This window comes from Winogradskyella sediminis (assembly GCF_003387355.1).
GTDB lineage: Bacteria > Bacteroidota > Bacteroidia > Flavobacteriales > Flavobacteriaceae > Winogradskyella > Winogradskyella sediminis.
Map to the genome: position 1 here is coordinate 594150 of NZ_QUNH01000001.1, position 25729 is coordinate 619878.

The 25729-nt window shown below is 33.7% G+C and carries 21 protein-coding genes; 6 read left to right on the forward strand and 15 right to left on the reverse strand.

What is annotated here, in order from left to right; translation table 11 throughout:
• Positions 1-9: 9 nt before the first annotated feature.
• Both C8N41_RS02525 and C8N41_RS02530 read left to right on the forward strand, forming a co-directional pair.
• Positions 10-555, forward strand: coding sequence for an RNA polymerase sigma factor (locus tag C8N41_RS02525; protein WP_115838100.1), 546 nt, complete (start codon positions 10-12; stop codon positions 553-555).
• Position 556: 1 nt separating this feature from the next.
• Positions 557-2140: a hypothetical protein gene (locus tag C8N41_RS02530; protein ID WP_115838101.1), complete on the forward strand. Its 1584-nt coding sequence runs from the start codon at positions 557-559 to the stop codon at positions 2138-2140.
• Between the two features lie 49 nt (positions 2141-2189).
• On the opposite strand, the gene C8N41_RS02535 is transcribed toward C8N41_RS02530, so the two are convergent.
• On the reverse strand, positions 2190-2954 hold the full coding sequence (locus tag C8N41_RS02535; protein ID WP_115838102.1) for a lysophospholipid acyltransferase family protein: 765 nt from the start codon (positions 2952-2954) through the stop codon (positions 2190-2192).
• A gap of 121 nt (positions 2955-3075) precedes the next feature.
• Here C8N41_RS02535 and trpS point away from each other — a divergent pair, with 121 nt between their 5' ends.
• Positions 3076-4044, forward strand: coding sequence for a tryptophan--tRNA ligase (gene trpS, locus C8N41_RS02540; RefSeq protein ID WP_092446014.1), 969 nt, complete (start codon positions 3076-3078; stop codon positions 4042-4044).
• An 84-nt stretch (positions 4045-4128) separates the two neighbouring features.
• Here the strand turns inward: trpS and C8N41_RS02545 are convergent, their stop codons facing one another.
• From C8N41_RS02545 to dprA, 3 genes are all read right to left on the reverse strand, one after another.
• On the reverse strand, positions 4129-7317 hold the full coding sequence (locus C8N41_RS02545) for a T9SS type A sorting domain-containing protein (protein WP_115838103.1): 3189 nt from the start codon (positions 7315-7317) through the stop codon (positions 4129-4131).
• 118 nt (positions 7318-7435) lie between these two features.
• The gene (locus C8N41_RS02550; protein ID WP_115838104.1) at positions 7436-10723 is read right to left on the reverse strand and encodes a T9SS type A sorting domain-containing protein; all 3288 of its coding nucleotides are present in this window, start codon (positions 10721-10723) and stop codon (positions 7436-7438) included.
• 642 nt (positions 10724-11365) lie between these two features.
• Positions 11366-12469 (reverse strand): DNA-processing protein DprA, encoded by a 1104-nt coding sequence (gene dprA / locus C8N41_RS02555; RefSeq protein ID WP_115838772.1) that lies wholly within the window; start codon positions 12467-12469, stop codon positions 11366-11368.
• Positions 12470-12731: 262 nt separating this feature from the next.
• Between dprA and C8N41_RS02560 the strand changes: the two genes are divergently transcribed.
• The 3 genes from C8N41_RS02560 (at position 12732) to C8N41_RS02570 (ending at position 14664) form a co-directional block, all read left to right on the forward strand.
• Positions 12732-13670, forward strand: a complete 939-nt coding sequence (locus C8N41_RS02560) for an HU domain-containing protein (RefSeq protein ID WP_115838105.1) — start codon at positions 12732-12734, stop codon at positions 13668-13670.
• A gap of 103 nt (positions 13671-13773) precedes the next feature.
• Positions 13774-14283, forward strand: coding sequence for an acyl-CoA thioesterase (locus C8N41_RS02565; protein ID WP_092446006.1), 510 nt, complete (start codon positions 13774-13776; stop codon positions 14281-14283).
• Positions 14284-14448: 165 nt separating this feature from the next.
• Positions 14449-14664, forward strand: coding sequence for a DUF6515 family protein (locus C8N41_RS02570; RefSeq protein ID WP_244266748.1), 216 nt, complete (start codon positions 14449-14451; stop codon positions 14662-14664).
• Here the strand turns inward: C8N41_RS02570 and C8N41_RS02575 are convergent.
• From C8N41_RS02575 to atpH, 11 genes are all read right to left on the reverse strand, one after another.
• A complete protein-coding gene (locus C8N41_RS02575) occupies positions 14661-15881 on the reverse strand; it encodes a murein hydrolase activator EnvC family protein (RefSeq protein ID WP_092446002.1) in 1221 nt (406 codons plus the stop codon). The genes C8N41_RS02570 and C8N41_RS02575 overlap by 4 nt on opposite strands.
• Before the next feature lie 116 nt (positions 15882-15997).
• Complete coding sequence (locus C8N41_RS02580) at positions 15998-16792, reverse strand: DUF4292 domain-containing protein (RefSeq protein WP_092446000.1); 795 nt, start codon at positions 16790-16792, stop codon at positions 15998-16000.
• 3 nt (positions 16793-16795) lie between these two features.
• Entirely contained in the window at positions 16796-18139 is a 1344-nt protein-coding gene (locus C8N41_RS02585; RefSeq protein WP_249033225.1) for a tetratricopeptide repeat protein, read from the reverse strand.
• A 10-nt stretch (positions 18140-18149) separates the two neighbouring features.
• Complete coding sequence (locus C8N41_RS02590; RefSeq protein ID WP_092445996.1) at positions 18150-18464, reverse strand: antibiotic biosynthesis monooxygenase family protein; 315 nt, start codon at positions 18462-18464, stop codon at positions 18150-18152.
• A gap of 129 nt (positions 18465-18593) precedes the next feature.
• Complete coding sequence (locus C8N41_RS02595) at positions 18594-19613, reverse strand: sugar phosphate nucleotidyltransferase (RefSeq protein ID WP_115838773.1); 1020 nt, start codon at positions 19611-19613, stop codon at positions 18594-18596.
• Positions 19614-19748: 135 nt separating this feature from the next.
• Positions 19749-20183 carry a dUTP diphosphatase gene (dut, locus tag C8N41_RS02600; RefSeq protein ID WP_115838107.1) on the reverse strand — a complete coding sequence of 145 codons (435 nt, stop codon included), beginning with the start codon at positions 20181-20183 and terminating at the stop codon, positions 19749-19751.
• 32 nt (positions 20184-20215) lie between these two features.
• Positions 20216-21676 (reverse strand): oligosaccharide flippase family protein, encoded by a 1461-nt coding sequence (locus C8N41_RS02605; RefSeq protein ID WP_115838108.1) that lies wholly within the window; start codon positions 21674-21676, stop codon positions 20216-20218.
• 115 nt (positions 21677-21791) lie between these two features.
• Complete coding sequence (locus C8N41_RS02610; RefSeq protein ID WP_115838109.1) at positions 21792-22328, reverse strand: hypothetical protein; 537 nt, start codon at positions 22326-22328, stop codon at positions 21792-21794.
• Between the two features lie 252 nt (positions 22329-22580).
• A complete protein-coding gene (atpG, locus tag C8N41_RS02615; RefSeq protein ID WP_115838110.1) occupies positions 22581-23441 on the reverse strand; it encodes an ATP synthase F1 subunit gamma in 861 nt (286 codons plus the stop codon).
• Between the two features lie 111 nt (positions 23442-23552).
• Positions 23553-25133 (reverse strand): F0F1 ATP synthase subunit alpha, encoded by a 1581-nt coding sequence (atpA, locus tag C8N41_RS02620; protein WP_092445986.1) that lies wholly within the window; start codon positions 25131-25133, stop codon positions 23553-23555.
• A gap of 55 nt (positions 25134-25188) precedes the next feature.
• The gene (gene atpH, locus C8N41_RS02625) at positions 25189-25725 is read right to left on the reverse strand and encodes an ATP synthase F1 subunit delta (protein ID WP_092445984.1); all 537 of its coding nucleotides are present in this window, start codon (positions 25723-25725) and stop codon (positions 25189-25191) included.
• Positions 25726-25729: the final 4 nt, after the last annotated feature.

The window sequence follows — 25729 nt, forward strand, 5'->3', positions numbered from 1 at the left end:
TTTACTAATGTGAGTTTAGACAAGCTCATAAAAAAATGTATTAAACAAGATGCTCAAGCCCAAGGCCAATTATACAAGCAATTTGCAAGTAAATTATTTTCGCTTTGTCTTAAGTACTCTAAAAATTATGCAGAAGCAGAGGATAATCTGCATGATTCGTTTATAACTATATTTAGTAAAATTGATCAGTATAATAATAAAGGGTCTTTTGAAGGCTGGCTTAAACGCATTGCAATTAATACATCATTGCAACGCTATAGAGAAGACGTTGGTGTTTTTGATATTATCAATGAAGGTAATATTGAAGATGTTTCTGTGGATATTAATGAAGAGGATGTTAGTATTGATTTTTTATTAAAGATCATACAAGAATTACCTGATCGCTATAGACTGGTATTTAATTTATACGTTTTAGATGGCTATTCTCATGTTGAAATTAGTGAATTAATTCAAATTTCAACAGGTACCTCAAAATCTAATTTGGCACGAGCGAGATTGATTTTAAAAGAAAAAATAAAAACCTACAACGCGACCCCAAGTTCGCAGAGTTTATAAAATGAATAATAAAAAAAACATAGATAGACTTTTTCAAGAAAAGTTTAAAGATTTTGAAGTCGCACCAAATGACGCACTTTGGGATCGTATAAACGAAAGTCTCCCTCATAAAAAGAAAAAGCGTAGAGTAATTGCACTTTGGTGGCAGATAGGTGGTGTCGCCGCAGCTATAGCACTCTTGTTTACTGTTGGCGTTACGGTATTTAATACTGATAATAATATTCAAGAATTTCCTATTGTAAATTCAGAAGATAAAAATACTCCGTTAGAAAAAGACCCTACAAATACTGCAACGGATAATAGTCAGCATGAGTTTAATAAGGTTAAAGAAGAATCTACCACTACAGCTAATACTAATATAAGTACTGAACAAAACTCTAAAGTAAACGATTCTGAAGAACAACCTCAGCAAAACACCAAAGCGTCTCATCGATTAACAACACCTAAATATTCGAATACAACATCGAATGCAGTGGCTAATACCACAAATAATAAAGTTAAAAATAAAACTGATAAGCGTGTTAAAAACACCACCGTTTCTAATGAACCTGAAGCTGTAAGAATTGTAAACCAGACAAAAACGTCTACTTCGCATATAAAAGAAGATAACAGCACGGAACTGGCTTCAGAAATCGAAAAACAATCTGTACTTAAAAAGAACCTTATAGACTCTAAAACAATTGTTTCAGAGCGCACAAAAACTACTACAGCAGCCTCTGAGTACAACGATGAAACTTCAGAAATAAATGACACAGAACTACAGGAATTAATATCAGAAAATTTAGAAGAGGAGACTATTGAAGATGCTATTGCTGAAAATAATGAAACTATAAGTGAAGAAGAAAAAGAAGATGACAGAAGCAGGTGGAGCATTGCACCAAATGTTGCACCTGTTTATTTTAATGCCTTTGGCGAAGGGTCTTCTCTAGACAAACAGTTTAACGAAAACTCTAAAAATTCTGATGTGAATATGAGTTACGGTATTGCTGGTAGCTATGCTATTTCTAAAAAAATAAAAATTAGAGCTGGTATTAATCGTGTTAATCTCAATCAAACCACTTCAGATGTATTTGCTTTTGTAGGGCCAGAAACAGCGGCTAGAAGTAATGATGCCTCATTTAATAATATTGCATTTAGCACAAGTAATGAAACGCAGCAGGTATCACTTATGAGTGCAAAAATGATGAATAGATCATCTACACCTGAACTTTTTAACACAAAAATTGCTGGTCAAATAGATCAACGTTTTGGGTTTATAGAAATTCCTTTAGAGATAGAATACCGTTTGTTAGACACTAAATTTGGTATTAATATTATTAGTGGATTTAGCACGCTATTTTTAAGTGAAAATGAAATTTACGCCGATATTAATGGAAGATCTGAATTAATTGGAGAGGCCAATAATATCAATGACACCAGTTTTAGTGCCAACTTTGGTTTAGGTATGGATTACCGTATTTCTAGACAATGGAATATAAACTTAGAACCAACATTTAAGTATCAAATAAATACTTTTAACAATACCACTGGTGATTTTAAACCTTTCTTTATAGGGTTATATACAGGATTAAGTTATAAGTTTTAGGTTAGGTTATTGCAATAGAAATGCTATGAAAATGCAATGATGATAAGAGCTACTCTTGGTTAGGGTAGCTTTTTTTTGTGATTTGATTCGTCGTCAATTCATCCCATATTAACGTTCGTGTTTTAGCATTTAGAGCTTTAGTATCTGTACTAGTTAAACCAATTGTAGATACAAAAGGAAGTATTTTAGCACGCATTCTGCCAGGACTACCACTAAAAAAAGTATAAGAAAATCGTTTTTTATTATCGTAGAAAGTAATTGGAACTACTGGTATTTGGTGGTTAATTGCTAAACGAAACGCTCCATCTTTAAATTCGTCTAACAAGATATGTTCTTCTGGCACTCCTCCTTCAGGAAAAATACAAATACTCACCCCTTGGTTTAAACGTCGCTGAGCTCTTAAAAATACCGCTTGCCTGCTTTTAGGACTACTTCTATCTACCAAGATACAGGTACGCTTATAAAAGAAACCAAATAACGGGATTTTTGCTAATTCTTGTTTTCCGACAAAAACAAACGGATTTTTCACAGCCACTAACATTAACATTATGTCAGCCATTGAGCTATGATTCGCTACAAACATGTAACTTTTATCAGGATCAGGAGTTTCTTCTCTTATAATTTTATATCCAAAACCCATTCCTATTAATATAAACTTAGACCAAATACGAGCGAGCATAAAAAAATACCGATACCATTCTTCTCTAGAGATTGAAATAATCAAAAGAGGAAATAATACAATAATCGGAATAGCTACCAAGATATAGAACCAAACACGATATAAAAGCCAAAATGGATATTTGAAAAATGACATAGTCAAAACTAATTAATTAAATTAAATGACTTCTAATAGTTCTGCTAAAAAATTTACCTTTGTTTAATATTACAAATTGAAGTTTAATTTAAAAAGATTTCTGCTCACGCAGGAAGTGAACATGGCAAGAATACTAACAGGAGTACAAAGTACAGGAACACCACATTTAGGAAACATTTTAGGTGCAATTTTACCAGCTATAGAAATGGCTAATGATGCTAAAAACGAGTCGTTTTTATTTATTGCAAATTTGCATACGCTAACGCAAATTAAGGATGCAGACACACTTAGAAACCATACGTATTCTGTTGCTGCCACGTGGCTTGCTTGTGGATTAGATATTGAAAAAACAGTTTTTTACAGACAAAGTGATATACCACAAGTCACAGAATTATCGTGGTATTTAAGTTGTTTCTTCCCCTATCAACGCTTAACGCTGGCTCATGGGTTTAAAGATAAAGCCGATCGCTTAGAAGATGTCAATGCTGGTTTATTTACGTATCCCATGCTTATGGCTGCAGATATCTTGTTGTATGATGCTGAAATTATTCCGGTTGGTAAGGATCAATTACAACATATTGAGATGACGCGAGATGTAGCTTCTCGTTTTCATGCCAAAATGGGTGAGGCTTTTGTATTACCAGAAGGTAAAATTCAAGAAAACGGAATGCTCATTCCTGGTACTGATGGAGAAAAAATGAGTAAGAGTCGTAATAATTTTATCAATATCTTTTTACCGGAAAAGAAATTACGTAAAAAAATAATGTCTATTGAAACTGACAGCACGCCTCTTGAAGAACCAAAAGATTGGGCAACGTGCAACTGTTTTGCTATCTACAATTTACTGGCTTCTGAAGCTCAAATAACCGAAATGAAAGCTAATTATGAAGGTGGCAACTATGGGTATGGTCATGCCAAACAAGCTTTGTACGAACTAGTTTTAGAGCGTTTTGCTGAACAAAGAGAACGTTATACATACTACATGAATAACTTAGATGAAATTGATGCAGCATTAGAGAAAGGTGCGGCTAAAGCAAAAGTAGTTGCAAACGAAGTATTAGAGCGTGTGAGAAAACAAGTAGGTTACTAATATTTCATTAGTTATTATAATAAAAAAAGACCTCTATCTTCGCAATAGAGGTCTTTTTAGTTTAAGAATTAAAATGTAATCACCTTAATTTATAAGTTTCTTACTAACTGTAACATTTCCTTCTAAAGTAATACTTGCTAAATACACTCCTTTAGAAAACTGAAAACCTTCACTTATAGTGTGAGCTTCACCGTTAGATGTATAATGCATCACTTCTCTTCCGTTGATATCAAATACTTTAATATCTCTAATACCAGATTCAGATCTTACATTTAACATATTATCCTTTACATAAGCAAAAGTGTTAGATCTTAAATTATCGTCAATTGATAACGTAGTTATATAACGTAAGTTGAATCTATCATTAATTTTTCCTTGTACTCCAGAAAAAGAATAAGGAGATTCTCTTAAGTCATGCTCAATATTTAAAACCGTATCTTCAAGATAAATGCCTACGCTAGTATCCATAAACACACTTCCATCAAAATCACCTATTGCAATTTTAAAAATTCCGCTTTCAGGTAATTCAACTCCTAGAGGCACAACATCAGTATCAACAAATGGTAATGGACGTCCTTGAATCACCATTTCGGCATTGTCGACTAATGAATAAATACGCATGGTATGTTCATCAGAATACGCATCAAAAAGTCTATCTTTTGCTAAGGTTGCTCCATCAACATAACCTACTAAAGTACTTGCAGAGGTGTTTGTATCATCAATTAAACTCAACCACAACACGTGCTTTTCAATATCCTGAGCATTGTTAACACCTCTATAGAATTCTGTATTATCGTGAGCCACATCGGCATCATCAGAACGCATAGCATTTGTAAAGGTTACTGCTCCTTCAGAAGCACTATCATCAACTTGTACAAAAAAGCCTTGACCAGATCCGATATAACCATTGGTACTTGCAGGCGGATTTGCACCTGTAAAATTATAACTTACATATTGCTCTCCATAATTATAATTTAAAGCTTGGTATGCTGCACTAGTTAAAGGTGTTGCAGCATTTGGAATAGCAGAATTATGAGCCCATATTTTTATGTGCCCTTCTAAAATAGTATTATCTATGAGTAACTGCTCTGCACTAATTGCAGAAGGATATGGGTTTCCAATGAGGTTACGATGTCTAGCTTCAAGGTTTGGAAGATTTCCTATTGATTTATATACATCAACAGAGATATCACCATTATTTGGTGTTCCGATAAAAGTTGTTGTAAACCCTGTAGAAACTAGATCTGCTGGTACATTAACAGCGTACCCCAAACCTGAATCCATAGTTCCCGTTACTAGAGCCCAATCACCAGATATACCATTAGAATTAGCAGTATTTACACTCCAATTAAAGGCATCAGTAGAAAATGCAGTGGTAATATCGGAAACATCGAAATTAGCTACTGGTGAAGACCATAATAAATAATCATTATCATGTAAATCGGTAACCTCACGTTTCACTTTAATAGAACCACTATTTTCATTACTTTCAACTTCTTTAGTTTGAATTAAACTGGCACTATCTTGAAATGTTAATGAGGCACCAGATTCCACAGTAACTTCACCATATAGTTTAAGTGTAGAACCTGAAGGTATTGTAACATTACTTCCTGTTGGCACTAAACAATCACACCCTTCTATATCTCCAGCCTCGTTATAATTAGAAGAAAACACTAATCCTCTATCTTGTGGCTCTACCACCACGCCAGCATTTTGGTACACTGGAGGTAATTCCCACTCAGATCCATTCCAATACACCGGAGTTCCTCCTAAAGAAAGACTGACAGGCACCACAACTGCTCCATATGAATTACTAACTCTTAATTTATAAATCCCTAAGCTTTCATCATTTAAAGTACTAGGAAGTGTATAAGTGTTAGATGTTGCTCCGGCAATAGGGTCGTTATACTTAAACCATTGGTAAGATAAGGCTTCTTCTGGAGCTCCTGTTGCTCCACCCGAAACTGTAGCAGTAGCTGTAAATGAAATATTAGCATCACTAGGTAATTGACATACAAATCTAGCCGCTGGATATTCTGTAAATACTGGCGTTTTGATATCAAAAGACCCTCTGTTATAAGCAAGAAAACCAAGATCTGCCGTACCACCAGCTACCATATTGACATTATTGATATCTGTAATATTAGAGTCTGTGATTTGAAAATCTTCAAACTTCAAAGCAACCATTCTTAACGGACGCTGTTCGTTGTTAGAAAAAGCTCTAGATTGAGGTGTTGCTACACCATAATTTACACCTGGAGTAAAGTCATACAAATCTAATCTCCATTGTGCTAATAAAGCATCTCCTTGTAAATCAGTTTCATCTAAAATAGTAAGCTTTACAGGTCTACCAACCACATTCTTTTCTGAATCTGTATAGTAATAAATGTCTGTACTACCTGCCATTGCTATTTGTGATATTAAAAAATCTGGAATATCATCATCTAACGCTCCTAGTTGCCCTCCTGCACTATAAAACTCAACATCCGTAGTAGCGTTAAAATTAGTAACACCTGTACCAATATCTAATCCATTTACTCCATCAATTAACACATCGTAAATTTTTGTTCCTAAAATGTCCTCTGAGATAATTGAGGTGCCTTCACCCACTTCTCCATCAATTAAATCGGCCATCGCCAAATAATTAGATCCGTATGTGGTACCATCAACACCATTAGTTGTATAAGCATAAAATAGTTGTGAACTAAATGAAACTCCATTATCGGTAAGTAATTGGTCATCTACACCTGTAGAATATGTTACACCATTATATGTAAACGCCAACAAATCGTGACTAGTATTAGGTTTTAAGTTGTTGTTTGTAGGATCAGCTTTCCATTGAGACGATCTCCAAAATCCATTGTATGTTGTAAATATTTCAGTAATCTTAGTGACATTACTCGTTTCACCATTTTTAAGCGTTTTGTGAGTAGGACTAATATAATCTATATTAATTCCGGTAGAGACACCACCCACAACAAGCTCGCCAGTTACATCTGAACTGCCTGTATGTGAAATAGCAAATAACATTTCAGTATCACTCAGTAAAGTGATACTACTGTTATTAATATTAATACCATTAATACTAATAGAAGTACTCTCTGTAAAATCGGTTCCTAGAACCGTAATTTTAGAGTTTGTAGTAATTCTCGAAGGAAAGACTTCGGTCACTGTTTGGCTAAATATATTAGCTGTAGCAGTTAAAAAAAGCGCAAAAACAGTCAGTTTAAGTGTGTTAAGCGGTTTTAAATTGAAAGTAAATTTTAAATTCATACGTTAAGGTTTAAAAAATGAAAGTACTGTCTCTAATACATTTAGAGATTCGGTTTGATTTAATAAAATGAAAATTATTGCTACTTAAACCTAGGGAGGTATTTAAAATATAAAGGGGTTAGTTTATTAGTTTTTTAGTTACTACAGTGCCATTATCTAATGTAATCGCAACGATATATATTCCTTTAGAGAACCTAAATTCTGTAATAAAAGAATTATCATTATTATTTACATTATAATTCGTAATCTGTTTACCGTTCATATCATAAAGGGTTGCAGACTTAATAAGGCTAGACGACTTAAGGTAAAGCGTTGCATTATTTATATAAGCAAAGGTATCTGACACAGCAACTTCAGTAGTAGAAAGCGTAGAAGAGTTAGTATATCTTAAGATAAAACGATCATTAAACTCGCCCGCTTCACCAGTAAAACTGTAAGGTGATGATCTTAAATCATGAACGACACCTGTGTATGTATCTTCTAAATAAATATCTTGCTCTAGCTCTTCAAATAAGTTTCCTTCTACTTTACCAATAGCAATTTGATAAATACCACTGTCTTCTATTTCAATACCTAAAGGTACTGTATTGGAATCTGCAAATGGTAAAGGAAGCCCTTGAATTACTAATTTTTCGTCTTCTGAAATTAATGAGTAGAGATTAAAACCTTCGTTATTGGTATACGCATCGTAAAGTCTATCTTTTCCTTCTGTAGCGCCGTTTGTGTAGCCCACTAAAGTACTCATTGCTTTATTGTTCTCATTTACAAGACTTAGCCATATCAATTGCTTTTCTAATACTATAGTTTCGTCAGAACTGCTTCTGTAAAACTGAGAATTATCAAATCCTATTTCATTAGCATCGTAACGCATGTCATTGGTAAATGTAACCCCAAAACTACTCGTATTATTTCTTATCTCTTTATTAATCTGAACAAAAAAACCTTGTCCAGAAGCTATATTTCCATCAAATTCACCTGCAGGATCTGAAGTACCTAAGGCATTATATGCTACATATTGATCTCCATAATTGATACCATAAGAGTCATTATAAAAAGGATCACTTTCTGAACTAGTAGCGGCTCGATTATGTGTCCATAAATACACACTACCCTCTATATCGGTATTGTCCTCTAAGAATTTTATGGCGTTGATAGAAGAAGGATAAGGATTTCCAATTAAATTCCAATCGATTTCCACTGGCTTCATAGACCCAACACTACCTGTTCTATATACAGACCAGTTAATCTCTCCATTATTAGGCACACCATTAAATGTCGCTGTATAATCTATAGCTTGTGGTACACGAGCAATATAGCCTCTACCCACAGACATTGTGCCACTGGCACTTGCCCAGTTGCCACTCGTTCCAGAAATCGAGTTTGCCCCATTAGTATGCCATTCATAAGTTACATTTCCAGGTATGGAAGAAAAAGACGCATCTTCAACTGGAGATGACCAATAGATGTAATCATTACCATTTAGTGTCGTGCCGTCTACCGTTCTTTTCTTAATGATTTCACCACTATTCTCTACATTATTAATTTGAACTAAACTCGCGTCATCTTCTAAAGTGAAGATACCGGCATCAACGGCAGGTGATGTAACGCCATCTTCTATAAATTCTGGAATTTCCTCTTCTACAGTTAGCGTATTTACAAGCGTCATTTTAGATCCACTTGGTATCGTTACAACTTTACCTGCAGAAACTGTACAATCGCAACCAAATAAATCTGCAGACTCTGAATAATTATTAGAAAAAATTAAACTTTTATCCTCATCTTTAATGGTTAATCCGTCGTAAATTGGTGCCAATATCCAATCAGAACCATCCCAATACGTTGGTGTTCCTCCTTTACTAATAGTAAAAGGAATATCTATAGCACCGAACGCATTTTCAACCCTAACTTTAAAAATTTTGTTTTCTATTTGCGCTTCCGTTAATCCCGATGCAAAAGTATATGCATCTATAGTTTCACTTTTTGCAGACATAGGTGCAAAGTTTTCAAACCATTGATAAGTAATGGTTTCATCTGAATCGGCAGGTGTAGAATAACCGCCTTCTACAGCACCTGTTGCTTCAAAGGTAATATTTGAACTTGTAGGAAATCTACAAAAGTAACGTGATACTGGAGCATCTGTAATCACTGGAGATTTTATTTCAAATGCTGCTTTATTATAAGCCATAAATGCCATATCAGAAGAACCGCCTGCCGCCATGTTTACGTTATTAACATCTTCAATATTAGTAGCATCGATACCAAAATCTTGAAGTTTAAAGGCTACCATAGTAAATGGTCTATGTTCTCGTGTTCCGAAAGACGACTGGTTAGGATAAGCATTATCGTAGGTTACTGAAGATGACAAATCTAGACGATATAAGTCTAATTCCCATTCGTAAATACGTGTTTGTGAATTGGAATCAATACGTAATCTTATAGGTCTACCCACAACGTTTCCTTGCACATCTGCGTAATAATAAATATCCCTAGCACCACTACCTCCTGGCTGAGCCATTTGCGTAATTACTAAATCTGGAACGGTATCAATTGCTCCTACATTACCATTACCACTATAAAATTTAATTTCGGCATCTTTGTTAAAATTTGTAATTCCTGTGCCTAAATCTAAACCATTAACACCATCGATAATAACATCATACACCGTAGCCAAAACGTTACTATTAAGAACTCTTCCATTTTCTACACCGTCAATTAAATCTGCCATTGCTAAAAAGTTTGAAGAATGAGGTTTACCAGTAATTCCTCTGGAAGAATAGGCTTTAAATTCTTGACTAATGTATTTAGTAGGATCTGTAATATCAATTCCTTCGTCTACTAATTTATCTTCTAATAATTCGTCATCTACTCCAGTAGAAAAAATAATATCACCACTACCATAATTCATTTTAAAACCAAGTAAATCATGTCTATCATTTGGCCAAGTACTTTTATCACTTGAGTTAAAATATGAAGATTTCCAAAAACCTTCTCCATCTCCATCGTGATCCCATGTGGTATACATCTCAACAATCCTAAAACTACTAGTGGTTGTCAACGTTTTGTTAGTTGGCCCTACATAATGTATATTATTATCTACACCAGAGTTTATTGTTGCTCCATCAACAGTTAATTGCCGTGTATAATCAGAACTTTGATTAACTGTAATTTTAATTGTCATTTCAGTAGAGCTCACAAATGTGGCTTCTGATTGACCTGAATATCCGGAATCTATATGCTCCTCTAGACCATCATAAAAACCAGTACCTAAAATAGTTATAACACTACCATTAGTAACACGGGTAGGAAAAATATCCGTAACAACTTGAGAAAAAGATAAAGCACTTAACAAAAGTAAAAACGTCGTCAATACTTTTTTAGAAGAAACGAAAGTAATTATTGTTTTCATAGGTTTAATTTTTATAAATCTTTTGAATTGATTTTAACATTATCTAGACAATGCTTATATAAGAATTCAGTGTAAATTTGGGTTTAACACTACAAAGGTCACGTAGATTAAACGATGCGCAAAAAATATTAGCCAAGGTGTAAACATTCCTCTTTTAAGTGCACTTTTACTCACTGTAACTTGCACAATCGGTGTGATTTATACCAGTAAAAACAGACACCCCTTACCAAAACATTAACAGTTATTGTTAGATTATTCAATTCTTTTTTTGTTTCGCTTTAATAATTAGGTTTAGCAATAGGGTTACAAAATATCCTACTTTTAAACCTTATATATATAATGAATGTTCTTACTGTAATTATTAATCCCTTTTTTACTTTTAATAGGAAAGACTCCAAAACAGGATTGGATTTAAAACGTTGTGTAGATGGCAACCTCATAAGCTCTATAATTTATTAAGTTTTATCAAAAAAAATAGTATAAGATAAAACCGTATTATTTTATTTATTCTACTGAGGGAAGGCCCAATATTATAAAATAAACTTGAATTAAAAAAATAAAAACACGATAAAGTGTTTAAAAAATTCGACAAATAGCACTAATAAGGTAAGAATCAACTGTCTCTAAGCGTAATACATTGTATTAGATTGCTTCAAACAATTTCCCTGGCAAAGGTCTAATCACTCCTTTTAATTCCATGTTAAGTAATAGGCTTGCAAGCTTATAAGTTGGCATTTCACATTGTAGAGCAATAACATCTAACAACGTTTTACCATGCTCTTTAAGGTAATTATAGACTATCGTTTCATCGGAATCTAACTCTACAAACAACTCTTGTTGTACCGTTGGTTTTTTATTGGTGTCCACGTCCCAATTTAAAATATAAGGGACATCTAAAGGGTGAGATAATAAATGTGCTTTCTGGAATTTTATTAAATTATTACAACCCACGCTTTGGCTATCAGTAGTCCTTCCTGGTACAGCAAAGACTTCTCTATTATAAGAATTTGCAATATCGGCAGTAACTAAACTGCCGCCTTTTTCTGCAGATTCTATAACAATAGTTGCTTCGCTGAGTCCTGCAATTATTCGGTTTCGTTTTAAAAAATTATTTCTATCAAAGGCATCTGTACTCCAAAAATCGGTATAAAAACCACCATGATTTTCAATATCTGCCACGTACTTTTTATGCACTTTAGGATAGATCTGATTAAGTCCATGTGCTAAACAACCAATAGTTTGTAAATTGTGCTTTACTGCTGCCTTTTGCGCAGTAATATCTGTTCCGTAGGCAAAGCCAGATACAATTATAGGGTTAAACGAGGATAAGGCTTCAACTAATTTTTCACAGAAAGTGATACCACTTGTTGTAATTTTACGTGCACCAACAATACTTATAATACGTTGTTGCTTTAAATTAATATTGCCAGATTGAAAAAGCACAATAGGACCATCAATACAATGTTTTAATCGCTCTGGATAGGTTTCTTCAGTAAAATAATGCGTAATGATTTTATTGTCTCTAATAAATTGTAATTCCTGTTCAGCTTCTTGGAGATGGATTTTATCAAAAAGACTTTGCAGCGTAATGGTTCCTATACCATCAATTTTTAGAAGGGTTGCATGTTTCTCTTTTAAAACGGCTTCTGCAGATCCACAATGACTAATAAGCTTTTTTGCAGTTGTAGCCCCAATTTTTGGAACATGTTGCAAGGCTAAAGCATACATAAGTTGTTGATCTGTCATTACAATCGAAATACTTAAAGTCATTAATCTACTATTTACGAATATAATTATTTAATTCTTAATAGATTAAAACTTAAACATCCTATAAAGACTTACATAAATGTACCGATAAGACCTTAAGTTCATCTAAAAATCATTAATTATTTTTTTCAAAATAGTATATTATGAAAATCAAAGAGATAGAAAATAACTTTAATTGATGTTAATAAATAAACGATAGTTCACTTTTTTCGAAAACAAAAATTTATAACTTTGCTTTCATATGCAGTTAGAGACTTACATTAGCGACCTTTTATATCGATACGATTGTGTTACTGTTCCAGAATTTGGTGCTTTTTTAACACGTCGTGTTTCGGCACAAATTCACCAATCTACACATACGTTTTATCCTCCAAAAAAGGCGTTGTCCTTTAATGAGCAATTACAACAAAACGATGGTTTATTGGCTAACTATATTGCTGAGGTTGAAAAAATACCCTACGCAACAGCTCTAAGTAAAATCTCAAAACACATAAAGTCTATAAAATCATATTTGGTTGAAGGGGAAACCATTCAATTGAAAAACATTGGAGAATTGACTTTAAATGCTGATGGAAAAATTCAATTTGATCCATCTAGTCAAATTAATTACCTTACTGATTCTTTTGGCTTATCACACTTTTCTTCTATAGACGTTACTCGTGAAGTGTACAAAGAAACTGTTGAAACCATTGAAGAAACAGCGCCTATAACAATGACGCCTGAAAAACGCTCTAACCGAAACTGGTTTAAATACGCAGCTGCCGCTGTAGTAATGCTAGGTTTAGTTGGCTTTGGTGGTGTAACATATTACAACAATACAATAAAAGACCACAACCAATTAGCACAAGAGCAAGCTAATGAGCAGCTCGATGCTAAAGTGCAAGAGGCAACATTTGTTATCAGTAATCCTTTACCTGCAGCAACATTATCTGTAGAAAAACAGCATGGTAATTTCCATATTGTGGCAGGTGCATTTAGAGTGGAAGCTAATTCTAAGAAAAAAGTTAACCAACTGAGAGAAAAAGGGTTTAGAGCACGACAAATTGGTGTAAACCGTTACGGGTTGCACGAAGTTGTTTATGGTAGTTTTGAAACCAGAGCTGAAGCCCAAAATGAACTTTCTAAGATTCGTCGAGAGTATAACCGTGACGCTTGGTTATTAATTAAAAAACTTAAATAATACCAGTCACTTAAGGTTGTCTTTACATTCCATTGGTTTTTTATTACTTTTTCACTCCTACGTACTAAAATCGTTCTATCTTTGCACAAATTATTAATAATCTATGCCTTCTAGAACCGCATTTCAGTCTAAAACTATTGTTACCGATTTGGTATTACCAAGCGAAACTAATCCTATCAATAACTTATTTGGTGGCGAATTATTAGCGCGTATGGACAGAGCAGCTAGTATTTCTGCAAGAAGACACTCTAGACGCATCGTTGTTACAGCGTCTGTAAATCATGTGGCTTTTAACAGATCTATTCCATTAGGAAGCGTGGTAATGATAGAAGCAAAAGTATCGCGTGCCTTCACTTCTTCTATGGAAGTGTATATGGACGTATGGATCGAAGACCGAGAATCTGGAGAATGTGTAAAAGCCAATGAAGCCATCTACACCTTTGTTGCCGTAGATGAAACAGGAAGACCTGTAAAAGTTCCTGATCTTATCCCTGAAACCGAATTAGAAAAAGAACGTTTTGATGCAGCTTTGCGTCGTAAACAATTGAGTTTAGTATTGGCTGGAAAAATGAAACCTGCTGATGCAACTGAGTTAAAAGCACTTTTTGAATAGTAGACTCTAATCCAAACTTCGATTTCTGTAGTAATACCGTTCTAAATGAACACATTGAATTCTAAAACACAGGTCTTAAAATAAAAGATAGACAACATTTGTTATTCAATTATTTTAAACCTTTAAATGTATTTTTAGTCTTAGCATTAATTAAATATATTAGTGATGAGATATTTTATGTATACCTTAATCTTAGGATTTGCCTTAAGTTTTAATTCTTGTGCAAAACGTGTCGTTGTCGCACAACCCACAACGGTTACTGTAGTAAAACAACTACCAAGATCATATAAAGTTGTTAGAATAAAAGGAAAGCGCTATTACTTTTTTAATGGTAAACACTACAAAAAAACTAGAAAGGGTTATGTAATTGTAAGGGTTTAATTCTTAGCTAACCACGATTCTGGATTTAGCTTTAAATTATTTTTGTAGATTCTAAAATCTAGAAGTGTCTCTCCTGTAATTTTATTACTAAATACCTCACCTATCACCTGTCCTGTTGTAATTTTGTCTCCTTTTTTAACATACAGTTTTGACAAATTGTGGTAAATAGTTAAATAATCACCATGTCTAATTAAAATGGTTGGATTTCCTCTTTTCATGATATGAATTGAAGATACAACACCATTAAACACGGCTTTAACTTCGGCATTTTTCTCAGTGGCTATTTTTACACCTGAATGATTCACCTCTATGGAACTATCGGTTAACGAGCGTGTTTTTCCAAATTTACCTTTAATAACTCCACGGGCTACTGGCCAACCTAACTTTCCTTTATTTGCAGCAAAGCTCGAGGCTAGCTTTTTAGCTTCAGGTGTTAAGACAAATTTTCCTGCCGATGATTTATTACCTGCCTTTTTATTCGATGCTGCAATCGCCTCAGCAATTAAACGGTCTATCTCTTTATCTAACTGATCTGCTTCTTTTTGTTTCTGTTTAATCTGAGACGCAAACTTACCCATATCAGCTTTAATAGAAGCCATTAAAATCTCGCGTTCCTTTAACTCACCTTCCAATTCACGTTTAGCAATTCTATTTTCTTCAACTAATTTCTGCTTGTCTTCTTTTTGCTTTGATAGTTGAATATTTAATTCTTGTAATTCTTTTGTTTTAAGCTTTATGGCTTCACCTTGCTCTTTCTGGTAGTCTCTATATTGCCTTATATACTGAAGGCGCTTATAAGCTTGCTGAAAATTGCTAGAAGATAATAAAAACATCACCTTACTCTGCTCAGATTTACTTTTATAAGACTTTACTACCATCGCAGCATAATCATCTTTTAACTCCTGCAATTGCGTTCTTAGACTTGTAATTTCTTTCTGGTTGGCGTTAATCTCTCGCGTTAATAAATTGGCTTGTTCGTTGGTAATTCTGATTAAGTTTTTTCTAACATTCACTTTTAAGTTGATGTCTTCAATAAGTGTAATTGCAGACTTCTCCTCCTTCTTTTTTGTAGACAACAAAGCGTTAATTTGCTTAATTTCTCTAAGCTTTTGCTGACGTTGTGCCTCGAGCTCCTTTTGCTTTGCGCTTTGTGCATAACCTGAAAAACCGGACAATAAAAGTCCTATAATTAAAGGGATATAAAAACGGTAATTCATTTTATTCTTATCGTGTTTTTAAAAAAAAGTATACTTCTTAATATCGTTTCGCTATTACTTATAAAGTTAAAAAATTGTCTAATTTTCTACATTTAAAAGCGAAGTGATATCATCTGTTATTTTATCACCATCTCTTTATAGCCCGAGGGAATATTAAACGGAAAACGGACTTCATCATTCAAAGATACCGATTTAAACTCCATACTTATACCAACTTCATCAGTATCTTCAACTGCGACAATACTGATGTTTTTAGGAATGATTTGTTTATCTACTTCTTGATAAGCGGCATAATCCACTTGAAGCAATCGCCTCTTTAAGACTTGTTGCAATTGTAAGCTATCCATTTTAAAATGCGAAGGGTTAATTAAATAAAATAACTCTAACAGTGCATTTTGTTCTTTCGGACTTACGGCATAAGAGTTATTGTTAACCGAAACTTGATAAGGCTTATCATTAAGACTATGGATAGTTTGACCCAAAAGGATGTTTTGAACTTTCATGAAATCGAGATCAATACCAGCAACATCACTCAATAATTTGTAATCTCCGTCAAAATATTCATTATCTATTTTATTGTAGAATCTTACTTTATCTGGAGTAATCATCATACGTGCCATACCTAAGATGGATTCACTTAACCAAATCACTTTATCCTTTTCTATCCTCAGTGTAAAACCAGCACCTTGTGAACGATTATTTTGTGTAATATCAATTTTTAATCTAGCTTTTAAGGTTTTAAAGTCCGTCTCATTCTTTTGATGCTGTTTTATGACCTGTTTAACCGACAATTGCTCACTAGCTTCACCAGAGGCTATAACGCGTTTAGCGGAACTGCAACTAAAAGCAACTGCTATGAGAAGTACGCCTAATGTGTTTTTAAAAATTTTATATGTTGGAAATGACTTCATTACTTATTGGGCTTTTAAATCTTTTGCCTTTTTAGCAAACGCTTCAGATTTACTAATATTATTTAAGGCTTTGTAGGCAATGCTTAATTCGGAATAAAAATCGGCTTCCATTTTAGGGTTATCTATTAAAAAATCTAATCCCATTTCTAAGCTCTCTATAGCTTTTTTGGGTACTTTCAAATTATTATTTGCCACCGCATTAACTAAATACAAAATAGGTTGTGCAGGATATAGCTCTAAAGCACGCTCGCTATCTGTTATAACCGCATTATAATCCTTTACATCTAACTGAAGTAATAAGACATCTTTTATAAGTTTAAAATCCTTAGGGCTTTGTTTTAATGCTTCCTTAAAATTCAAAAGTGCTTTTGCTTTGTCTCCAGCTTTTAAATAATATTGACCTAAATCACTATGCGTTTGCGCATCTTTGTCTCCATCTACTAATGATGTAATGTCTATTAAATCGGTTTGGTACTCAGGATTTCTAGCCACAAAAGCCACAAAGTCTTTAAGTACCTTCGCTTTTGCATCTGCATTGATTTCAGGACTGGTTAAAACGGTTTTTACAGAACTGATTGCCTTGTCTACCTTATTGTCTTGAAGATAAAATTTATATAAGGCCAAATGCACAAATCTAGAATCGGGCTTTACTTTTAATAAATGTTTAGCCGCTTTATAGGCATTTTTTCGATCTCCAGTTTGGCTATATCTATAAATAAGCTTTAAGTGATTATCCTCATTGTTAGGGTTATTGGCTATACGCTGTTCTAAATTATCAATACGGTCATCAGCATTACCAGTAATACTATAAATATCGTTACGCATGCCATCTCTAGATTCGCTTAAACCGTATTCTGCATCTAATTCATCTAACAGCTCTAAAGCCAATTTGTATTTCCCTTCTCTTACATACAGTGCTGCTAAATCTTCTTTGTAATCTGGGTGATACTTTACCAATTGTTTAATGGTTTTTAAAGCATTTTTAATATCATCTTGCTGAAAATAAACATCGTAAAGTTCATCTAAAAACCACGCATTATCCGGTTGCATGCTAATAGCTTCTTTTAGGTTTTCTTCTGCAGCACCAAAGTTTTTGAGTTTGTTATAGTTTTTACCTAATTCAAAATAAATAACAGGATTTTTACTATCTAAATTCAAACATTTTTGAAGTTCTTCTACAGCACGATCATAATTTTCAATTCCTTTTTGTTTTAAGGCTTCAAAAAAATGTTCCTGAAACTCGTCTTCTACATTGCCTAAATCGTCATCTGGGCGTTTGTTAAAATCAACTTGGGCGTACGAAACCTGCGGAACAATTAATATTCCGAAGAGAAAAACCAATATCAAAACCGTTGTTTTATTCACTACGTTGTGGCTTTAACAAGTCTTCAATCATTTCATATTTATCTAATACTTCAAATTTTTCATAAGCCTCTCTCATTCGATTTCTGCAATGGTGAGCTTCTTCTGGCAAATTACCACCAGCATTTTCAAACGTATGTTTATCTGGCCATTGTGCATAAGCAAAAAAATGTAATGCATCCTTTTTATGTAACCTAGATCCAAAACTGCCTTCGTATTTGTATATCAACGTAGTTAACTCTTTCCAAGCCTTAATAAACTTTTCTTCTTGATTAGGTTTAATCTTTATTGTGTACAATATGGTATACATCTTTTATTCTAGTTAAAAAACTTGCTTTTGTAGCTCTTAACGTTTGACACTTCTGTAATTGTTTTCAAAAGTTATTCCAAAGTCCTACTAGTATTTAAAATACTGAGATATTTTTTTTTGAATCTATTTTTATTCCATCAAAGTATAATCACCAATACTAATCTTAGTAAACTCACCATTGTACTTTACATGATTGCCAATCATAGCTTCATCTAAGTTAGCATTTTTAATAGTTGTTTGGTTTTGTATTAAGCTATTTTTAACGGTTGTATTTTCTAACACACAATCTTTACCTATAGATACGTTAGGTCCTACAGTAGTGTTTTTTAGAATCGTTCCTTTTCCAATATAGCATGGTTCAATGATTTTGGAATTTTCTAAAACTACAGAATCGTCAATTAATTGTTCTTCATTATCGGCCGTTAAAAACCCTAACATTTTAGCATTAGTATCTAGAGTAACATTTTTATTTCCACAATCCATCCACTCATCTACCGTACCTGTCTTAAAGATTTTTCCGTCTGCCATCATTCGTTTAATACCATCATTAATTTGATATTCACCGCCATTCATTATATTTTCGTCTAAAACCTCTTGTAATTTAGATTTTAAAACGGCTACATCTTTAAAATAATAAATGCCTATAACTGCTTGGTCACTCACAAAGGTTTCAGGTTTTTCAACCAATTCTACAATGTTTTGATCTTCATTTAATTTTACAACACCATAAGCCTCAGGATTTGCAACACATTTTGTCCAGATAACACTATCTGCCTTGGGATCTAAATCAAATTCTGCTCTAATCAATGTATCAGCATAAGCAATTACAGCAGGCCCAGAAAGCGAGGGTTTTGCACTCATAATAGCATGACCCGTACCTAAGGGTTTGTCTTGTCTGTAAATGGAAGCTTTGGCACCCAAACTTTCTGCAAGTTCAGTTAAACTTTCTACAACATCATCCCCAAAAAATGCAGGATCACCGAGCACAAATGCGACCTCCTCTATAGGTTGCTTTAAAACTTTAGCAATATCTTTTACTAAACGATGCACTATGGGTTGACCAGCAACTGGAATTAAAGGTTTTGGAACAGTTAAACTATGTGGTCTTAAGCGAGAACCACGTCCTGCCATTGGTACTATTATTTTCATCGAAAAATTGTGTTTCGTTTCCATTAAAATGGAAATCTATTTATTAATATTTTAAATGAGGCTATCTATTACAACCTCCTCTTGTTTTTAATTTATAAACAAGGTTTTGATCCCTTACTCCAGCTTAAGCTTTAGCTATTTTGTTCCGGTACTCCCAAAACCACCATCACCTCTATCCGTTTCAGACAACTCTATGGCATCTACCCATTCAGCACGTTCGTGTTTTGCGATAACTAATTGAGCAATACGTTCGCCATTTTGAATTTCAAAATTTTCATTAGAGAGATTCACTAAAATAACACCTATTTCACCTCTATAATCAGCATCAATAGTTCCTGGTGCATTTAATACTGTTATACCTTTTTTAGCAGCCAAACCGCTTCTCGGTCTTACCTGAGCTTCTAGTCCTACCGGTAATTCTATATATAATCCAGTGCCCACAATACTGCGTTCTAACGGTTTTAAAACCCTCGATTCGGATAAATTTGCACGTAAGTCCATACCTGCCGATGCAATGGTTTCGTAATGTGGTAAAGCGTGATTAGATTTATTAATTATTTTAATTTTCATATCTCAATCAGATTCTCTGTGCTTATCGCAGATTAATTTCGTTTTAATAATTGCTTTAGTTCTTTTCTTTCAAGCTGAAAAACAAGTGTTAAAAATACAATTAATGCACCAATTCCAATAACATAATTTCCTCTAAAATTATAGAAATACAACATAGAAAACACTGTAGACACCCCTAAATACAATACTATTTTTTTAAAGTTATAAGGAATGGGATAATACTTTCGCCCATAATAATAAGACAATAACATCATTGCAGAATAAGCTGAAAGCGTAGCTATAGCAGAACCTTTAAACCCTATAACAGGAATTAAGACATAGTTTAATATAAGTGTGGTAAGCGCACCAAATATGGATATATAAGCCCCAAACTTTGTTCGGTCTGTAATTTTATACCATACAGAAAGGTTGTGATAAATACCTAAGCAAAAATTAGCTAGAAGTATAAACGGTACAATCCACATGGCTTCATAATACGCTTCACTTCTTATAATAAAGGGTTTTAAAAGATCTGCAAAAACGACTACAGTTAAAAAGATAACGGCACCGAAAGCCACAAAATATTCTAAAATTCTAGCATAATTTTTTTGTGGGTTATCTGTTTTAGAATGACTAAAAAAATAGGGTTCTATTCCCAAACGAAACGCGGTAGCAAACAGAGTCATAAATAACGCCAATTTGTAACATGCTGAGTACATACCCACTTGTTCATCTGCTATATTTGCCGGCAATAATTTTTCTAGCAGAATACGATCAAAGGTTTCATTAACCGAATATGCAATACCTGCAATAAGCACTGGCATAGCATAATGCATCATGGTCTTCCAAAGTTGGATATTGAACTTAAATTTTAATTGCACATAAAAAGGCAACAAAATAAAAAGTGTTAATGCGCTTGCAATAACGTTAGAAATGAAGATATAATTAATCTCAAAATCAGGTATATAAATGCTATTAAAAACCGAATGATGTTCTGCAACATCTTTTAAGTACAATAATAAGAACACATTGAGACCAAGATTAACAGCAACGTTTAAGATCTTAACAACAGCATATCGCATTGGTTTAGCTGTGGCACGTAACCAAGCAAATGGAATAATAACCAAAGCGTCCAATAGTAGAATAATAAAGACTAAATTGAGGTATTGTAGTTCTATATTAATGATGTCTGAAATTTGATGTCGCAATAGAAAAGCGGTGCCGAGTAAGCCGAAAGCGCTAATAAGTATTGAAATTGCAGATGTGCTAGTGACCTTTTCTTGGTCTTCTTCTTTATTGAAAAACCTAAAAAAGGCAGTTTCCATGCCATATGCTAAAATAACATTAAACAGCACGAAGTACGCGAAGATAAATGACACACGTCCGTATTCTTCCACAGAAAGCACATTAGGATCGGTATATAGAGGCACTAAAATGAAACTCAACATCCTAGGAAGCACAGTGGCCAAGCCATAAATGAATGTTTGTTTAAAAAGTGATTTGAATCCGCTCAATTGGGCTAATAATTATAGACTTCAAAAGTATTAAATATAAATGAACCTTTTTCTAAGTTGAAATAAAAAAGCCTTGCTATAAAAGCAAGGCTCAATTAGTACCTAATGTTTGTAACTATTTGTCAATATTTTCGTCTTCTATAGCCACAATATCTTTTGCATTTTTCCTAGCGTAAATGGCTGGAGGGCCATTTTCGTAATACGTTCCTGCGAACTCAGTAATTTTTGTTATTTTAAAATACTTGGCCTTACCGTTTTCGTTATAAGCTACAACGCATTCATTATCCTTCAATTTAAAGGGATAATCTGCTGGAGCTTCAGGCTTTGTAAACGTATAATACGGTGAGTCAGTTTTAAGCTGTGCTGAGTACGTCCCCTTTATTTTAATCAATTCGCCTGTAAGGTTTCTAAAATAAACATGGGTGATTTCGACATTTTGAGCAACATCTGTAATAGGAAGAAAAATATTTATTCCTGTTCCACCAACTTTAATTCCTGCATACCATTCTTGAAAAGAAGCAGAATTAACTTTAAATGGTGCTTGTTTCTGAATGGTAATTCGAGCATTGCTGTTTTGGGCTACACAAAAATTAGTAGTTCCATAAACAACAATAAAAACAATGGCGTAAGCCGCATTTTTTAGTAATTTCATTGTAATGTAGGTTTAGATTTGGGACTGCAATATAAAAAATTATCCAAACCACCTATATTAAAAACATATTTATCAGACAAAATGTAACAGAAAGAAAGTTAAGTCTTACAAATTTTAAGAAATTTTAGAAAATTCTCTCATTATAAAAGGTGATTTAAGACATAAAAAAAACCTAACTCTCTAAAAGTTAGGTTTTAATATTATAAATAATTGCTTAGGTTTAGACTAAAAATGCCTATCAATCAAATATCTTTAGTTATTTAAAGCTTCTGCACCACCAACAATCTCAAGAATTTCATTTGTAATTGCTGCCTGACGCGCTTTGTTATAAGTTAACTTCAATTGATCTCTTAATTCGGTTGCATTATCTGTTGCTTTATGCATCGCTGTCATACGTGCACCATGCTCAGAAGCAAAAGAATCTCTAATACCTTTATACAATTGTGTCTTTAATGATTTTGGTATCAACTCTTCAACAATTTCTAATTTAGACGGTTCAAAAACATAGTCTAAATTTACATTATCGTCAGTTTCTACAGGTACAATTGGTAAAAACTGCTCTGTCATAACAATTTGTGTAGCTGCATTTTTAAAGTGATTGTAAACCACCTCAATTTTATCAAACTCACCAGAGACAAATTTTTCCATAAGCATCTCTGCTATTTCCGAAACATTATCAAACGTTAAGTCATCGTATAAATCACTTTTATCAGCTATAACTTTATTCGTTTTTTTAAAGGCGTCGTTTGCCTTTTTTCCTATAGCTAAATAAGAGACTTCTTTAGTCGCATATGTTTCATTAGTAAGGTGAGTAACCTCTTTAATGATATTAGAATTAAATGCACCAGCCAAACCTCTGTTAGAAGTGACCGCAACAATAAGTACTTTTTGTATCTCACGTTGCTCTGCATACTTACTTCCAGAATCTGCATCTAAAGTTGCACTTAAGCTCTGTAGCAATTCGGTTAACTTATTAGAGTAAGGACGCATTGCTGTAATAGCATCTTGAGCTTTCTTTAACTTCGCAGCAGATACCATTTTCATGGCACTTGTAATCTGCATCGTCGAAGATACCGATGATATTCTGTTTCTAATTTCCTTTAAATTCGCCATCTTTATATGATAAAGACTCTTTGCCTAAGCTCAGAGTGACATTAGCTTAATAATTGAAATTTAGAGTTATGAGTAAGCTAAATTTTAACTCATAACTCTAAACTAATAACTTTATGATCTATATTTTCCTGAAAGATCTTTTGCTACACTTGTTAATGTATCAATAACCTCATCAGTTAATTTACCAGCTTTAAGCGTATCTAGAGTATCTCTATGCTTAGCATTTAAGAATTCTAAATAGTCGCGCTCAAACTCCTTAACTTTTTCTACAGGAACATCTTTTAATAAGTTCTTAGAACCTGCATAGATAATAGCTACTTGATCTTCTACTTTAAATGGATCGTTCTGCGCTTGTTTTAAAATTTCAACGTTACGCTTACCTTTATTAATTACATTTAAAGTCACGGCATCTAAATCTGATCCGAACTTAGCAAACGCTTCTAATTCGCGGAACTGAGCTTGATCTAATTTTAAAGTACCAGATACTTTTTTCATTGACTTAATCTGAGCGTTACCACCAACACGAGATACAGAAATACCTACGTTAATTGCCGGACGCACACCAGAGTTAAATAAATCTCCATCTAAGAAAATCTGACCATCTGTAATGGAGATTACGTTAGTTGGGATATATGCAGAAACGTCACCTGCTTGTGTTTCGATAATTGGTAGAGCTGTTAAAGAACCACCACCTTTTACCATAGGTTTTAAAACTTCTGGAAGGTCGTTCATCTCTCTAGCAATCTCATCATTATCGATAATCTTAGCTGAACGCTCTAATAATCTTGAATGTAAATAAAATACATCACCAGGATATGCTTCACGTCCTGGTGGACGTCTTAATAATAAAGATACCTCACGGTAAGCAACTGCTTGTTTTGATAAATCATCAAATACAATTAAAGCCGGACGACCAGTATCTCTAAAGTATTCACCAATAGAAGCACCTGTCATTGGTGCCCAAACTTGCATAGCAGCAGGATCAGAGGCATTAGCAGCTACAATAGTTGTATAAGCTAAAGCTCCTTTTTCTTCTAGTGTTTTAGCAATTAAAGCTACTGTTGAAGCCTTTTGACCTACAGCAACATATATACAATAAACAGGCTCACCTGCATCGTAAAATTCTTTTTGGTTTAAGATAGCATCGATACAAACCGCTGTTTTACCTGTTTGACGGTCACCAATTACCAACTCACGTTGACCTCTACCCACAGGGATCATGGCATCAATAGCCTTAATACCAGTTTGTAATGGTTCTGTTACTGGCTCTCTATAAATAACACCAGGTGCTTTACGCTCTAATGGCATTTCATAAGTTTCGCCAACAATTGGTCCTTTACCATCAATTGGATTTCCTAAAGTATCTACAACACGTCCAACAATACCTTCACCTACTTTTACAGAGGCAATACGTCCAGTACGTTTTACTGTAGAACCTTCTTTAATTCCTATTGCAGTTCCTAAAAGTACAATACCTACATTATCTTCTTCAAGGTTTAATACAATACCTTCTGCACCACCTTCAAATTCAACTAATTCGCCATATTGCGTATTAGCCAATCCGTAAGCACGTACAATACCATCACCTACAGTTAATACTGTTCCTACTTCGTCTAATGAAGCACCTGCTTCAAAACCTGAAAGTTGTTGTTTTAAGATTGCTGATATTTCAGCTGGTTTTACTTCTGCCATCTTTTTTAGTCTTTAGCTTTTAGCTGTTCGCCTTTTGGGCGTATCTAAAACTATATTAATTTAGTGTAAATTCTCTTTTTAATTTATGGAGTTTATTAGCAATACTAGCGTTATACTGAATATCTCCAACTCGTAAGATAAAACCACCTAAAATGGTTTCATCTATAATATTTTTTACTTCTGCGTCTTTTCCTGTAAGTTCTTTAACCTTAGCTAATACTTTTACTTTTAACTCTTCGGTTAATGCTACAGCTGTTGTAACTGATGCTAGTTGGCGACCTCTTAACTCATCGTATAACTGCACATAACTTAATGCGACGTCATTTAATAAAGATAACCTTTTATTAGCAATTAAAGTATCGATTAAATTAGTAGTTGCTACATTAGAATCTGTAAATACTGCTAATAATACTGCTTTTTTATCTGAAGATCTTACAACAGGACTTTGAAGCATTTGATTTAAATCTTTACTTTCAGCAATAGTGTTTATGATTAATTTCATATCACTATTCACTGCATCAGCAGATTTTTGATCTGTTGCTAAACTTAAAACCGCTTTAGCATATCGTATTGCCGCTCTTGATCCTGACATCTCT

What these genes read in the sequence shown, in the direction of transcription:
- C8N41_RS02575 (WP_092446002.1), bottom strand. Translation starts at nt 15,881, where the DNA reads ATGAATTACCGTTTTTATATCCCTTTAATTATAGGACTTTTATTGTCC.
- C8N41_RS02595 (WP_115838773.1), bottom strand. Translation starts at nt 19,613, where the DNA reads ATGAAAATAATAGTACCAATGGCAGGACGTGGTTCTCGCTTAAGACCA.
- C8N41_RS02560 (WP_115838105.1), top strand. Translation starts at nt 12,732, where the DNA reads ATGCAGTTAGAGACTTACATTAGCGACCTTTTATATCGATACGATTGT.
- C8N41_RS02570 (WP_244266748.1), top strand. Translation starts at nt 14,449, where the DNA reads ATGAGATATTTTATGTATACCTTAATCTTAGGATTTGCCTTAAGTTTT.
- C8N41_RS02535 (WP_115838102.1), bottom strand. Translation starts at nt 2,954, where the DNA reads ATGTCATTTTTCAAATATCCATTTTGGCTTTTATATCGTGTTTGGTTC.
- C8N41_RS02580 (WP_092446000.1), bottom strand. Translation starts at nt 16,792, where the DNA reads ATGAAGTCATTTCCAACATATAAAATTTTTAAAAACACATTAGGCGTA.
- C8N41_RS02530 (WP_115838101.1), top strand. Translation starts at nt 557, where the DNA reads ATGAATAATAAAAAAAACATAGATAGACTTTTTCAAGAAAAGTTTAAA.
- trpS (WP_092446014.1), top strand. Translation starts at nt 3,076, where the DNA reads ATGGCAAGAATACTAACAGGAGTACAAAGTACAGGAACACCACATTTA.
- C8N41_RS02545 (WP_115838103.1), bottom strand. Translation starts at nt 7,317, where the DNA reads ATGAATTTAAAATTTACTTTCAATTTAAAACCGCTTAACACACTTAAA.
- C8N41_RS02565 (WP_092446006.1), top strand. Translation starts at nt 13,774, where the DNA reads ATGCCTTCTAGAACCGCATTTCAGTCTAAAACTATTGTTACCGATTTG.
- atpA (WP_092445986.1), bottom strand. Translation starts at nt 25,133, where the DNA reads ATGGCAGAAGTAAAACCAGCTGAAATATCAGCAATCTTAAAACAACAA.
- C8N41_RS02610 (WP_115838109.1), bottom strand. Translation starts at nt 22,328, where the DNA reads ATGAAATTACTAAAAAATGCGGCTTACGCCATTGTTTTTATTGTTGTT.
- atpH (WP_092445984.1), bottom strand. Translation starts at nt 25,725, where the DNA reads ATGTCAGGATCAAGAGCGGCAATACGATATGCTAAAGCGGTTTTAAGT.
- C8N41_RS02550 (WP_115838104.1), bottom strand. Translation starts at nt 10,723, where the DNA reads ATGAAAACAATAATTACTTTCGTTTCTTCTAAAAAAGTATTGACGACG.
- dut (WP_115838107.1), bottom strand. Translation starts at nt 20,183, where the DNA reads ATGAAAATTAAAATAATTAATAAATCTAATCACGCTTTACCACATTAC.
- dprA (WP_115838772.1), bottom strand. Translation starts at nt 12,469, where the DNA reads ATGACAGATCAACAACTTATGTATGCTTTAGCCTTGCAACATGTTCCA.
- C8N41_RS02590 (WP_092445996.1), bottom strand. Translation starts at nt 18,464, where the DNA reads ATGTATACCATATTGTACACAATAAAGATTAAACCTAATCAAGAAGAA.
- atpG (WP_115838110.1), bottom strand. Translation starts at nt 23,441, where the DNA reads ATGGCGAATTTAAAGGAAATTAGAAACAGAATATCATCGGTATCTTCG.